This window comes from Pacificoceanicola onchidii (assembly GCF_004804335.1).
Classification (GTDB): Bacteria; Pseudomonadota; Alphaproteobacteria; order Rhodobacterales; family Rhodobacteraceae; genus Pacificoceanicola; species Pacificoceanicola onchidii.
On record NZ_SRXY01000009.1, the window covers coordinates 119690 to 132537 of the forward strand.

The following is a 12848-nucleotide window of genomic DNA, read 5'->3' on the forward strand; positions in this document are numbered from 1 at the left end:
GCCGGCTGCGCAGGCCGTTTTGCGCCGATCCGTAAAGATACCGCTACATCTGGTGGCATTACGGGTCTTCGGCTTTTGACAACCCCGCCCAATCCCGATACTGACTCTGCAAGACAGGTCGGAGTGGATTGGCTATCATGGCAAAGCGTTTTTCTGCGCGCGCGGCGCACACCCGTATTAAGGCTCATCGTGTTTCCACCGCGTCAAAGGCGGCTTTGATTGCCGTGGCTTTGGGCGCAGGTGTGAGCGGCACAGTTGTCCCTCAGGTTGCATATGCGCAGACCTTCTCGTTCAGCTCCGTCTCTATCGAGGGCAACAATCGAATCGAAGGCAGCACCATCCTGTCTTACGCCGGGATTGCGCGCGGGCAGGCGGTCAGCGCCGCCCAGCTCAACGACGCCTATCAGAACATTGTCGGCTCCGGTCTTTTTGAATCCGTCGAGCTGATCCCGCAGGGCTCGCGCCTGCTGATCAAGGTGGTTGAATACCCGACGGTCAACCGCATCAACTTTGAAGGCAACAAGCGGATCAAGGACGAGGACCTGTCGTCCATTGTCCAATCGCAATCGCGCCGCGTGTTCAGCCCGCGTCAGGCCGAGGCCGACGCGCAGGCCATTTCGGAAGCCTATTCTCAGCAGGGCCGCATCGCCGCACGGGTTTCGCCCAAGGTGATCCGCCGGTCCAACAACCGCGTTGACCTTGTGTTCGAGGTTTTTGAAGGCGGTGTCTCCGAGATCGAGCGCATCGGCTTTGCCGGCAACGGCACCTATTCGGACCGCCGTCTGCGCCGGGTTCTGGACACCAAGCAGGCCGGCCTGCTGCGCGCGGTGATCAAGAAAGACACCTTCATCGAAGACCGGATCGAGTTCGACAAGCAATTGTTGAACGATTTCTATTCTTCGCGCGGTTATGTGGATTTCCGCGTGACCGGGGTGAATGCGGAACTGTCCGAAGAGCGCGACGGCTATTTCGTGACGTTCAATGTCGAGGAAGGTCAGCAGTTCAACGTGGGCGAAGTTCTGGTGAACTCCGATCTGCCGGACGTGGACGTGGAGCTTTTCGAAAAGGCGGTCAAGCTGCGCAGCGGCGTGACCTACTCGCCCAGCAAGGTCGAGAACGAGATCGCCCGGCTTGAGCGGCTGGCGATCCAGGAAGGGCTGAACTTCGTGCGGGTTGTGCCGCGCATCACCCGCAATGACCGCGATCTGACGCTGGATGTCGAGCTCATGCTGACGCGCGGCGAGCGCATCTTTGTCGAGCGCATCGACATCGAAGGCAACACCACCACGCTGGACCGCGTGGTGCGCGAACAGTTTACCGTGGCCGAAGGGGATCCGTTCAACCCGCGCGCCATTCGCGAAAGCGCCGAGCGCATCCGCGCGCTTGGCTTCTTTGGCGAGGCAGACGTGCAGGCCCGTGAAGGCTCCACCCCGAACCAGGTGATCGTGGACGTGGATGTCGAAGAAAAACCGACCGGCTCGCTGAGCTTTGGCGGATCCTACTCCACGACAGGCGGTTTCGGCGCGTCGATCAGCTTCTCGGAGCGCAACTTCCTTGGCCGGGGTCAGGCGTTCAGCTTTGGCATCCAGACCGGGGAAAACGCGAACCGGTACTCGATGAACTTTGTGGAGCCTCGTTTCCTTGGGCGCGATCTGGCGTTTGGTCTTTCGCTGAACTACGCAGAAACCAATCTGACCTCGACGGCCTACAACACGGCCGAAGGGGTGTTCCAGCCGTCGATCGCTTTCCCGGTGTCGGACAATGGCCGCCTGCAGCTGCGCTATACGCTGCGCTACTCGAATTTGACCAACAACGACAACTCTGTGGTCTACAATTACGCACCGATGGCCGACAACACCGACGCTTTGATTGGCGCTGAAATCGGTGCTGAACTGGCGCAGGGCGAGCGGTTCGACAGCTCGGTTGGCTATACCTACAGCTACGATACCCGCCGCACCGGTCTTAACCCGAACGCCGGTGTTCTGCTTGAGTTTGGCCAAGACTTCGGCGGTGTCGGAGGGGACAGCAACTTTATTCGCACCAAGGTCAAAGCGATTGCTCAGACGAAGATTTTCAATGAGGAAGTCACGCTGCGCGCCCGGTTCGAAGGCGGCGCCCTAAGCTATTCCAAAGGACAAGGCCGTGTCTCCGACCGTTTCCAGGTTGGCCCGAACATCATGCGAGGCTTTGAATACGGCGGCATTGGTCCGCGTGAGTTCGTTCCTGGCACGGATATCAACGACTCGCTTGGCGGGAACTACTACGCAGTCCTTAGCCTTGAGGCGGAGTTCCCGCTGGGCCTGCCGGAAGAATACGGCATCACGGGCGGCGTGTTCTATGACATCGGCTCTGTCTGGGGTTACGATAGCCGTGTTGCCGGCTCGAATGTGCTTTATGATGACTTCAGCGACCGCCACGTGGTGGGGGTCTCGATCTTCTGGGACAGCTTTGTCGGCCCTCTGCGGTTGAACTTCTCTGAGGCGATCAAGAAGGAAAAGCGCGACCAGCCGCTGAACTTCAACTTGTCCGTATCCACCGAGTTCTGACATGATCCGGCTTTTGGCCTGCCTTGTGCTGGGGATCTGGCCTCTGGCCGGAAGCGCGCAGCAATTGGGCGGGCCGCTGAGCACCGGTGTGGTTGAGAGCACGGTGCTTGTGGTGTCGCTGGACCGGGTGTTCACCGAAAGCGCCTTTGGCCGCCGGACCATCGTGGAAATCGAAAGCGCGACGGCGGAACTGGCTGCGGAAAACCGCCGGATCGAAGCCGAACTGGCTGAAGAAGAACGCCTGCTGACCGAACAGCGCCCGAGCCTTGCCGTGGAGGATTTCCGGACCCTGGCGAATGCGTTTGATACCAAGGTGCAGCGAATGCGCGATGAGCAGGATGCCAAGGCCCGCGCCGTCAGCGCGCGCCCCGAAGAGGCGCGGCGCCGGATGATCCAGGTGGTGCAGCCGATCCTGCGCGAAATCCTGCTCGACAGCGGCGCGGCGGTCATTCTCGAACGCCGGGCGGTGATTGATGCGCTGCCGGACGTGGACGTCACGGCGCTGGTGATCGAACGGATGAACGACCGGATCGGGGACGGATCGGCGCTGGAAACCGCGCCCGAAGACGATCAGTAACAGGCCGGGTGCTTGCCCCGCGCCGCCCCTGTTGCTAGTCACGGGGCAAGACAAAGAACAAGGACACGGGCCATGACCGACACGCTGCTCAGCGCTGACATCCAGTTGATCCAACGGATTATTCCGCACCGCTACCCATTCCTTCTGGTGGACCGGGTGGTGGACATCGACGGCACGCAGTCGGCCACGGGGATCAAGAACGTGACCATGAACGAGCCGCATTTCCAGGGCCATTTCCCGGGCATGCCGATCATGCCGGGTGTGACCATTGTCGAGGCCATGGCACAGACCGCCGCCGTGATGGTCGGCACCGCGCTGGATATGGCGGACAAGGAACTGAAGGTCTATTTCATGGCCATCGACAAGTGCAAGTTCCGCCGCAAGGTGGTGCCCGGCGATCAGCTTTTGATGAAGCTGACCACGCTGCGCGGCAAGCCCGGCGGCAAGGTCTGGAAATTCGGCGGCGTGGCCGAGGTTGAAGGCGAGATGGCCGCAGAGGTCGAGTTCACCGCCATGATGGACATCCCCGCGTGACCCCGGCCACGATCCATCCGGGCGCCATTGTCGAAGAGGGCGCGGTGCTGGGAGACGGCTGTTATATCGGCCCGTTCTGCCACGTCGGCCCGGAGGTTGTTTTGGGCCAGAACGTGGTGCTCAAGAGCCATGTGGTGGTCACCGGGCAGACGGAGATTGGCGATGATACGGTGGTCTTCCCGTTCACCGTTCTGGGCGAGATTCCGCAGGATCTGAAGTTCAAGGGCGAAGCTTCGAAGCTGATCATCGGCAAGCGCAACCGCATCCGCGAGCATGTGACCATGAACACCGGCACCGAAGGCGGCGGCGGCGTGACCCGCGTCGGCGACGATGGTTTGTTTATGGCCGGTTGCCACGTGGCGCATGATGCGCAGGTGGGCGATCGGGTGATCGTGGTGAACTCTGCCGCGCTGGCCGGGCATTGCGTGCTCGAAGACGACGTGATCATCGGCGGGCTCTCGGGGGTGCACCAATGGGTGCGCATCGGCAAAGGCGCGATCATTGGCGCGGTCACCATGGTGACGAATGACGTCATTCCCTATGGTCTCGTGCAGGCCCCGCGCGGCAAACTCGACGGGCTGAACCTTGTCGGTCTCAAACGCAAGGGCGTGGCCCGCTCGGACATCACCGCGCTGCGCGCCGCCTTCCAGATGCTGGCGCAGGGCGAGGGGGCGTTTCAGGATCGGGCGCGGCGTTTGGGCGATGAAACCCAGAGCGATTACGTGCGCGAGATCGTCGACTTCGTGCTCGGCGAGACTGACCGTTCTTTCCTGACGCCGGGCTGATCGTTTTGACGGAGGGCAAGCTGGCGCTGATTGCGGGCCGGGGCGCGTTGCCTGCGGCCGTGGTCTCGGCCTTGCCCGAAACACCGGTGATCTGCGCGTTGCGCGGGTCGGAGCCGGACGGGGTAATCCCGGCACATGTGTTTTCGCTCGAACGGCTTGGCGGCTTTCTGAACAGGCTGCGAAAAGCCGGTGTGACACGGCTGTGCCTGTGTGGCGCGGTGGACCGGCCCGGGCTCTCGCTGATGAAACTCGATCTTGCCACGATGCGGATGCTGCCGCGAATCCGGCGCGCGCTTCGGCAGGGCGACGATGGTGCGCTGCGCATCGCCATGGGGTTGATCGAGGACGCCGGGTTCGAGGTGGTCGCGGCACATGAGGTGGCCCCGTCGCTGCTCCCGGAGGCTGGCGTTCTGACCCGGGCAGAGCCGCAGGACGCGGTCTTCCGCGCCGCCGAACAAGGTGATGCGGTGAGCCATGCGCAAGCAACAGATGATCTCGGGCAGGCCTGCGTTGTGACCGGCGGCGCGGTGATCGCCCGCGAAGGTCAGGATGGTACGGACGCCATGCTGGCGCGGCTCAGCCCCGCACCGGGGGCGGTGTTCTACAAAGCGCCCAAACCGGGGCAGGACCGGCGCGCGGACCTGCCGGTGATCGGCGCAGAAACGGCGCGGCGCGCGGTGGAACTGGGCCTGTCGGGGCTGGTGATCGAAGCGGGCGGCGTGATGGTTCTGGACCGGGCCGAGGTGCTGCGGATTTTGGACGAGGCGGGCCTGTTTCTCTGGGTTCGGGAAAGGCCTGAGTGATGCGTGTCTTTATCACAGCCGGGGAAGCCTCGGGCGACAAGCTGGGCGCGGCCCTGATGCAGGGGTTAAAAGAGCTGATGCCGGAGGTGACCTTCCGGGGCATTGGCGGGCCAAGGATGGAGGCCGAGGGGCTTGATAGCCTGTTTCCCATGGATGAGATTTCGATCATGGGGATCGGCGAAATCCTGAAGGAATACCGCCAGCTAAAAGCGCGCATTCGCCAAACGGCGGATGCGGTGATCGCAGAGAAGCCGGACGTGCTGATCACCATCGACCTGCCGGAATTTTCGTTACGGGTGAACCGCTTGGTCAAGGCGGTGAGCGATGTGCGTGTGGTGCATTACGTGGCGCCGACGGTCTGGGCATGGCGTCCGGGGCGGGCGAAGAAGATGGCGAGCCATGTGGATCAGGTGCTCGCGCTGTTGCCGTTTGAGCCGCCCTATATGGAAGCGGCGGGGATTGATTGCGATTTTGTCGGCCATCCGGTGGTGATGGACCCGCAGGCGAGCGAGACAGAGGCTGAGGCGTTCCGGGCGCGGCACGGGATAGATGGGCCGATGGCGCTGATGCTGCCCGGTTCGCGCCGGTCCGAAATTGCCCGGCTCATGCCGATTTTCACGGACGTCGCGGCGCGTTTGCATGACGCGCGGCCGGATTTGCGGTTGGTGCTTCCTGCCGCGCCGAATGTGGCGAAGACGGTGCAGGAGGCGGTGGCGGGTTGGCCCGGCGCGCCGCTGATCATCACGCCTGATCAGGACGCCGATGGCGCAGAGAAGCGCGCGGCGTTTCGGGCGGCGGATGTGGCCTTGGCGGCGTCCGGCACGGTGTCGCTGGAGCTTGCGGCGGCGGGTACGCCGATGGTGATCGCCTATGACATGAGCTGGCTGTCGCGCCAGATTATCGGGCGGATGCTGCTCGTGGATACGGTGACTTTGGTTAACCTGGTGTCCGAGACCCGCGCGGTGCCGGAGTTCATCGGGCAGAAATGCCTGCCGGAGCCGATTGCCGACGGTGTGCTATCGGTGCTGGCCGATCCCGGAGATCAGAAAGCGGCCATGGCGCTGACGATGGAACGGCTGGGGCAGGGGCAGGACTTTCCCGGATTACGCGCGGCGCGGGCCGTGCTGAACGGTCTGGCGGGATCAGCGACGAAGCATTGAGCGGGCCATTCCGCTCACCACAGGCGCGGAGCAAAGGCCGCAGGCCGCCGCGCCTATCGACGGGCCGTCCGCACGGCACGGCGATTGGGTTGTCGTATTGAGCTACACATAACTAGCGCGCCAGTGGCGGGGATAAATCGAGGGGATCAGAGGTGGGATCGCCGTACCACGGCCCGTCGATAGACGCGGCATGCGCTCAGTCCACGTTGGGCCCAGCGCCCATTTAGTGCTGATCGTCCCAGACCACGAGCCATTGATAATACTCGCAGTCCAGCGTCCAGAGGTGTTCGCCGGGTTCGTTATAATGTTTGGACACAAGGCCGATGCGGTTCTGGCTGGTCACACCCATCACCGTGTTCAGCGATGTCTGGACGTCCTTATCCTTGGGTTTGACATAGCCGCCGGTTTTCGGGTCGATATCATAAACAGTAATCGCATATTCATCGGCCCCCTTGGTATAAGCACACCAGACGAAATCACCGCTTTCCCACCCTTTTTCCTCTAGGACGTGATAAAGCGGAGGAAGAGAGCTTCGGCCCATAAGCGCCGGGTAGAACCCCCTGATGTAGTCATCCGTCAGGCTTCCATCGATATGTGTGCGATGCCAGCGGGTGAGGAACTGCGTGTCTTTGAAAATCCCGCCGCGTTTTGGTTGGTTCGCCAAGTCGGACAACTGTGACAGAGCCTTTTTGCGCGTGGGGCTGGGCGTTGGCAGGTTTGGCATCTTGTGCAGCGGCGGATCGCCCTCGACGGTACGCGGCGCGGAATAGATCATCAGCATACGCGTGTCTTCGGGATCGGTTTTTTTCTCCCCGGTGTAATCGACACGTTTGCGAACGATGAACCCGTAATCATCTCCGTTCACGTACCAGCCGTGCTTCTCAGCACCCGCATAGCCCCAATAGACGAGAACCGTGAAATTCAGATAGGGGAAGCGCTTGTGCAGAAGGCTGACCATTGTTTCTGAATAGGCCTGACAATTGCCGAGTTTGGATCGGTTATCGCTTTCCAGATGTTCGCTGAAATAGCGCGCGACTTGAGCTGCGCGCTCTGCGCGATTGTAGCAGCGTTTGGTCTGGGTCTCGATGGCTTCGCCAATGCGGTTCACGGAGGCCGAAAGGGTCGCAGGGTTGCCGGAATCCCCGGCAGCATCGGAAATGACCCCGTTGGCCTCTGCATCCGTCAGCGCGCTGCCTTTGCTGTCGCGCTTTTCAATCATCTTGACCGCCGTATAGGCGCTGAGCGCCGCCAGGGCGACGGCCTGATATTTGGCGGCAACGCGGATCACTTCGCGCGGGTCCGCGTAGTTCACCTCAAAGGTCAGAGACAGCAGATTGTCGTCGTGTGTCGTGGCCGTAAAGGCGGAGGCAATCGCATAGACTGCGTCACTCAGATCATTGGGGTTGATGCGCTTGAGATCACTTTCGATGTCCGAGATGTCGGCATTTTTGTCCTTGGCACGGCGTCCCGCAATAATCGCCAATTTGTTTGTCGCACCATGCACCTTGTCGATATGCGGCTTGAGCCCGATTTTGACGCGGTCGAGGGCGATCTTCTTGTCCAGATTCTTGAAGGCAGCCTTGATTTCGGAGTGCAGATCATCCACCTGCTGGCTCAGCCGGTTCACAGCGTTGAAGATCTGATCCTCCTTGGTTTCGACCGGCAGGAATGAGGCAATCGCCGAAATCGCAAATGAAGCCACCCCAAGCCCGGCGGCGAGCTTTGTCGTCCAGGTCAGGCCTTTCATGACCTCTTGAAAATCGTTCAGTGTCTTGCCCGCGTCGGAAAGCTTGGCCGCTTCCTTGTGCCAGGCCTCCATTTTCCCGGCTGCGTCCTTGGCATAGCCTGCGTATTTCTTCGCGGTCTGGGCAGTGTGTGCGGCGTCAGCCATGGCAGTCTCCGATGGGCAAAAAAACAGCGCGGGGCAGGCCGCGCGGATTTGAAAAAAAGGTTAATGCAGAATGACGGTTTTGCCTTTCCGATCAAGCCTTGATGTCTGAAAACCAATGGTTGAACGAAAAAAGCCCCCGTCAACCTGCGCTGACGGGGGCTTGGGACCGGATGGAACCGGGTTTACTGGTTCAGCGAAGACGCCTGATCAAAGGCGGCGGTGAAGCCGCTGAGGGACATCTCGACGGTCACTTTCTGATCCGGCGCCAGCGCGGGCACGAGAGAGACGACGGCCTTGGCCCCCGCCTTGAAGCGGTTGATGTCTTCCTGGGTGAAGCCGACGCGGGCGTAGCAGCCGACCGGCGCACAGAAGCTGTACTCGTAGCGGCGGGCCTGTCCGCCATCGACGGAGACGCTGAGCTTTTGCGTCAGCAGCGTTTCGAGCGGTACGACAAAGGTGCCGCCCGCAACCGCGCGGCCGCCATTGTTCAGTTTGAAGATGCTGACTTCGGCAACGGAGGCGCCGGCCTCATCCTTGAGCAACTGGTACATCTGACAGACGTCTTCGGCTTCTTCGATCTGAAGGCACTGCAGCGACCAGTCGTTGAAGGTTTCCTTGATGTAGGTCTGCGGCTGACCGGGCTGCGCCGGGGCGTCCGTGTCGGCCTCTCCGAGGTCAAGTTCGCCGCCAATGTTGGTGCTGCCAGCCGGGGCCTGTTCGGTTTCGGTGGTTTCCTGCGCCATGGCCGGTGCTGCGCCCAAGGCTGCAAGCAGCGACAGAAGAAGAAGGGGTCGTGTCATGAAGTCCTCAAAAATCCTCTTTATGGTTGCCGAACCGCTTACCATGTCCAACCGGGGCTGTCAGTGCGGAAATACCTGACCTGTTCACTCAGCGCGAAAAAATGCCGGGGGAGGGTGGCTGGATTCGACAAAATCTCTTGTCGAAAAGGAAAGGGGCCACACACCGGGCCCCTTTCCGTTTTGCTCCCTGTCGGACTGGCCGACTTTTCATTGAGGCAGACGCTACGAAAGTTGCAGGCCGTGGTCAACAGGGTTTTTTCGGGAATTTTTCTCCCGGAGTTCAAAAAGTTACCGAAGTCTTGCCCTAGCGCAAAATGAGCGCTCGGCAAGACTTGGTTGCGATAACACGCAGGCGCAATTCATGTTGTATGCGCCCGCAGCTCAGGCGCTATCAGTGGCAGGCGGGACGGGTGCCCGGCAGCAGGACCTTGTCGATCACGTGGATCACGCCGTTCTCGGCCTGGATGTCCGCGATGATGACATTGGCCATGGCACCGGTACCATCGGCAATCTTGACGCCATCGGCCCCGGCGCTGATGCATAGGCGCTCGCTGGTCAGGACCGGCTTGAAGTAGTTGGAGCCAGCCGGGATCATGTCGGCCATGAGCTTGCGATCATCGACGTGATAGAGCAGTACATTGGTCAATTGGCCTTTGTTTTCAGGCTTCAGGAGCGTGTCCACGGTGCCGTCGGGCAGGGCGGCGAAGGCGTCATTGACCGGAGCGTACACGGTGAAGGGGCCCGGACCGGAGAGAGTCTCGGCAAGACCGGCGGCCTGCACGGCGGCGACGAGGGTCGAGAAGCGCTCATCGCCGGCTGCGATGTCGACGATGGTGTTGGCGGTGGCGGCCCCGGCCGCAACCGTGAAAGCCAGCGCTGCGGCCGCGGTTTTGAGAGTTAGTTTCATGAGGTCGTCTCCTTGATGGCGGGGCATCGTGCACCCTGTTTTCTGATTGTTCAGTGCAAGGGCTACGCAGCGTCAGGGGCTGTGGATTGTTGGCCTCACGCGTCCGTGAAAACATGTGATCAGCCCGGGGGCGTCTGTCGATAACGTTGCGTCAGGACAAAAAAAGCCGCGCCAAGAGGCGCGGCCAGTCTGACAGGGAGGAAGTCTGCCGGAAATAGGAGAGGACATGTCATTCCCGGCAAAAGCACTATGGAACAAAAAGGTTAAGGATGTATGTTCAATGGCGTTTTGCAGGAATCCTGCGGCACTGGACACGGGGTAAATCCCGCAATTTTGTCCGCGTTGTCGGGGCTGATTTGACGTAAAACGACAGGAACATCGGGAGACAGGCAGATGAGTGACGGGATTTTTGTTGGCGGCGGCGGGGCTGATTACGGCGAGAAACAGCACCTCACGTTAAAGTATGCCAACCGTCACGGATTGGTGGCCGGGGCGACGGGAACCGGCAAAACGGTCACGCTGCAAATCCTCGCCGAAGGGTTCTGCAAGGCCGGTGTGCCAGTGTTCATGGCCGACGTCAAAGGCGATCTGTCCGGCATGGCCAAGGCGGGTGATCCGGGCGGCAAGCTGCACGGTCCGTTCATGGAACGCTGCCAGACCATCGGTTTTGACAACTTCGGCTACGAGGCTTTCCCGGTCACCTTCTGGGACCTGTTTGGCAAGCAGGGTCATCCGGTGCGCACGACCGTGGCCGAGATGGGGCCGCTTCTGCTGGCGCGGCTGCTGGAGCTGTCCGAGGCGCAGGAAGGCGTTCTGAACATTGCGTTCCGCGTGGCCGATGAAGAGGGGCTGCCGCTGCTGGATCTGAATGATCTGCGGGCGATGCTGGTCTGGGTTGGCGAGAACCGCGCGGCGCTGGGGCTGCGCTACGGCAATATTTCCACCGCCAGCGTGGGCGCCATCCAGCGCCGCCTGCTGGTGCTTGAAAACCAGGGCGGGGCGGAGTTGTTCGGCGAGCCTGCGCTGGATCTGTCGGATTTCATGTTCACGGACAGCGAAGGGCGCGGGCGGGTGAACATCCTCGCCGCCGACACGCTGATGCAGAGCCCGCGGCTCTATGCGACCTTCCTGCTCTGGCTCCTGTCGGAACTGTTCGAGGAACTGCCCGAGGTGGGCGATCCGGACAAGCCGAAGCTGGTGTTCTTCTTTGACGAGGCGCATCTGTTGTTTGACGGCGCGCCCAAGGCGCTGGTGGACAAGGTGGAGCAGGTTGCCCGCCTGATCCGCTCCAAGGGCGTTGGGGTCTATTTCATCACGCAAAGCCCCGATGACATTCCCGAAGACATCCTCGGCCAGCTTGGCAACCGCGTGCAACATGCGCTGCGGGCGTTCACGGCGCGGGACCGCAAGGCGCTGCGGCTGGCGGCGGAAACCTATCGCGAGAACCCGGAATTCGACATCGAGGAAGCGATCCGAGAGGTCGGGGTCGGGGAGGCGGTGACCTCCATGCTCCAGAAAAAGGGCGTGCCGGGCATGGCGCAGCGCACGTTGATCCGCCCGCCCTCGTCGCAGCTTGGGCCGATCACCCCGGCAGAGCGGGGCGGCGTGATCGGAGCCTCGGCGCTGTCCGGAAAATATGAGGCGAAGCTGGACCGCAATTCCGCCTATGAGATGCTCAAGGCCCGCGCGGAGGCTGCGGCCAAGGCGGCGGAAGAGGCGGAACGGCTTGAGGAAGAGCAGGAGGCGGCGCAGCGCGAATACAACGCCGGGCGGCGCTATTCCGGCAGCAGGGTGGGGCGCTCGACCTCGAAACCGGTACGGCGTTCGTCACGGTCCAAGAGTTTTGGCCAGCAGATGCAGGACATGGTGGTCAAGGAACTGACCGGCACCACGGGCCGCCGCATCGTGCGCGGGCTGTTGGGTGGTTTATTCAAGGGACGGTAGCGCGGCCCGTCAAACGGCAATTGCTTTTTTGAAGGGTTGAGCGGTGCAGGAGGAAGCTCGTGCACTGCATGAGTTTTGTGTTTCAGCGGCTTGTTTTCAAACAGATAATCGAACTCCCCGCGACTCGCTTTCAGCAATTTTTCAGGGATTGCCGCCTTGACCACTGTGCCGCAGGTTGCGCACTGTCCGTTATGAGACGAGCAGACCAGACAAGACGGAACCGGAGCGCAGGACACTGGCCTGACCTCCGGGAGAGGGTCATTCTACACCCTTGGTCTAATATGCCAATGTTACGAAACCGGCCTAGGCTGGTCTCAAGAGAGAGGAACAGCCAATGCAAATGAGCGATTCCCGGCAGATAGCCGCGCCGCAGGATGTGGTCTGGACAGCCATTTTGAACCCCGATGTCCTGAAAGAGTGCGTCCCCGGCTGCACCGAGATGGCGGGCAGCGCGGAAGAGGGATTTGAAGCCACCGTTGTGCAAAAAGTCGGCCCGGTCAAAGCCACGTTCAAAGGGCAGGTGACCCTGTCGAACATGGACGCCCCGAACACGGTCACGCTGTCGGGCGAGGGCAAAGGCGGCGCGGCCGGTTTTGCCAAGGGCGGCGCGGTGGTGACGCTGGCTCCGGGTGAGGACGGCGGCACGTTGCTGAGCTACGAGGTGGAGGCCAAGGTTGGCGGCAAGCTGGCGCAGCTTGGCAGCCGCATCATCGACGGCTTTGCCAAGAAGATGGCCGACCAGTTTTTCAACAATTTCCAGGAGGCGGTCGAAGGCCCCTCCGATGAAGCCGAGGCCGAGGAAGGCCATGGCACAGAACACAAGAAAAAGGGGTGGTTCAAGCGTCTGGTCTCATAGGCCGGCGCGGGTCCAAACCCCAACCCAGACACCGATATTTCGACA

General features: G+C 61.4%; 11 protein-coding genes. 8 read left to right on the forward strand and 3 right to left on the reverse strand.

Going from position 1 to position 12848, the window contains the following annotated elements; all coding sequences use genetic code 11:
* Positions 1–137: 137 nt before the first annotated feature.
* The 6 genes from bamA (at position 138) to lpxB (ending at position 6405) form a co-directional block, all read left to right on the forward strand.
* A complete protein-coding gene (gene bamA / locus E4662_RS20990; protein WP_136443595.1) occupies positions 138–2546 on the forward strand; it encodes an outer membrane protein assembly factor BamA in 2409 nt (802 codons plus the stop codon).
* Between the two features lies 1 nt (position 2547).
* Positions 2548–3123 carry an OmpH/Skp family outer membrane protein gene (locus tag E4662_RS20995; protein ID WP_136443596.1) on the forward strand — a complete coding sequence of 192 codons (576 nt, stop codon included), beginning with the start codon at positions 2548–2550 and terminating at the stop codon, positions 3121–3123.
* 72 nt (positions 3124–3195) lie between these two features.
* Complete coding sequence (gene fabZ / locus E4662_RS21000) at positions 3196–3657, forward strand: 3-hydroxyacyl-ACP dehydratase FabZ (protein WP_136443597.1); 462 nt, start codon at positions 3196–3198, stop codon at positions 3655–3657.
* Complete coding sequence (gene lpxA, locus E4662_RS21005) at positions 3654–4442, forward strand: acyl-ACP--UDP-N-acetylglucosamine O-acyltransferase (RefSeq protein WP_136443598.1); 789 nt, start codon at positions 3654–3656, stop codon at positions 4440–4442. Before fabZ ends, lpxA begins: the two co-directional genes overlap by 4 nt.
* Positions 4443–4447: 5 nt before the next feature.
* Complete coding sequence (locus E4662_RS21010; protein WP_240705277.1) at positions 4448–5245, forward strand: LpxI family protein; 798 nt, start codon at positions 4448–4450, stop codon at positions 5243–5245.
* Positions 5245–6405: a lipid-A-disaccharide synthase gene (lpxB, locus tag E4662_RS21015; protein WP_136443599.1), complete on the forward strand. Its 1161-nt coding sequence runs from the start codon at positions 5245–5247 to the stop codon at positions 6403–6405. Before E4662_RS21010 ends, lpxB begins: the two co-directional genes overlap by 1 nt.
* 223 nt (positions 6406–6628) lie before the next feature.
* Here lpxB and E4662_RS21020 read toward each other — a convergent pair whose 3' ends face one another.
* From E4662_RS21020 to E4662_RS21030, 3 genes are all read right to left on the reverse strand, one after another.
* Positions 6629–8296, reverse strand: a complete 1668-nt coding sequence (locus tag E4662_RS21020) for a hypothetical protein (RefSeq protein WP_136443600.1) — start codon at positions 8294–8296, stop codon at positions 6629–6631.
* Between the two features lie 182 nt (positions 8297–8478).
* Positions 8479–9096: an invasion associated locus B family protein gene (locus E4662_RS21025; RefSeq protein ID WP_136443601.1), complete on the reverse strand. Its 618-nt coding sequence runs from the start codon at positions 9094–9096 to the stop codon at positions 8479–8481.
* A gap of 391 nt (positions 9097–9487) precedes the next feature.
* Complete coding sequence (locus tag E4662_RS21030; protein ID WP_136443602.1) at positions 9488–10003, reverse strand: fasciclin domain-containing protein; 516 nt, start codon at positions 10001–10003, stop codon at positions 9488–9490.
* A 393-nt stretch (positions 10004–10396) separates the two neighbouring features.
* Between E4662_RS21030 and E4662_RS21035 the strand changes: the two genes are divergently transcribed.
* Entirely contained in the window at positions 10397–11947 is a 1551-nt protein-coding gene (locus E4662_RS21035; RefSeq protein ID WP_136443603.1) for a helicase HerA-like domain-containing protein, read from the forward strand.
* Between the two features lie 334 nt (positions 11948–12281).
* Positions 12282–12803 (forward strand): SRPBCC family protein, encoded by a 522-nt coding sequence (locus tag E4662_RS21040; protein ID WP_136443604.1) that lies wholly within the window; start codon positions 12282–12284, stop codon positions 12801–12803.
* The last annotated feature ends 45 nt before the right edge of the window (positions 12804–12848 follow it).

Bases quoted from the DNA above. Each gene is read 5' to 3' on its own strand.
- E4662_RS21040 (WP_136443604.1), top strand. From the start codon at position 12,282: ATGCAAATGAGCGATTCCCGGCAGATAGCCGCGCCGCAGGATGTGGTC.
- bamA (WP_136443595.1), top strand. From the start codon at position 138: ATGGCAAAGCGTTTTTCTGCGCGCGCGGCGCACACCCGTATTAAGGCT.
- lpxB (WP_136443599.1), top strand. From the start codon at position 5,245: ATGCGTGTCTTTATCACAGCCGGGGAAGCCTCGGGCGACAAGCTGGGC.
- E4662_RS21030 (WP_136443602.1), bottom strand. From the start codon at position 10,003: ATGAAACTAACTCTCAAAACCGCGGCCGCAGCGCTGGCTTTCACGGTT.
- E4662_RS21035 (WP_136443603.1), top strand. From the start codon at position 10,397: ATGAGTGACGGGATTTTTGTTGGCGGCGGCGGGGCTGATTACGGCGAG.
- E4662_RS20995 (WP_136443596.1), top strand. From the start codon at position 2,548: ATGATCCGGCTTTTGGCCTGCCTTGTGCTGGGGATCTGGCCTCTGGCC.
- fabZ (WP_136443597.1), top strand. From the start codon at position 3,196: ATGACCGACACGCTGCTCAGCGCTGACATCCAGTTGATCCAACGGATT.
- E4662_RS21025 (WP_136443601.1), bottom strand. From the start codon at position 9,096: ATGACACGACCCCTTCTTCTTCTGTCGCTGCTTGCAGCCTTGGGCGCA.
- E4662_RS21020 (WP_136443600.1), bottom strand. From the start codon at position 8,296: ATGGCTGACGCCGCACACACTGCCCAGACCGCGAAGAAATACGCAGGC.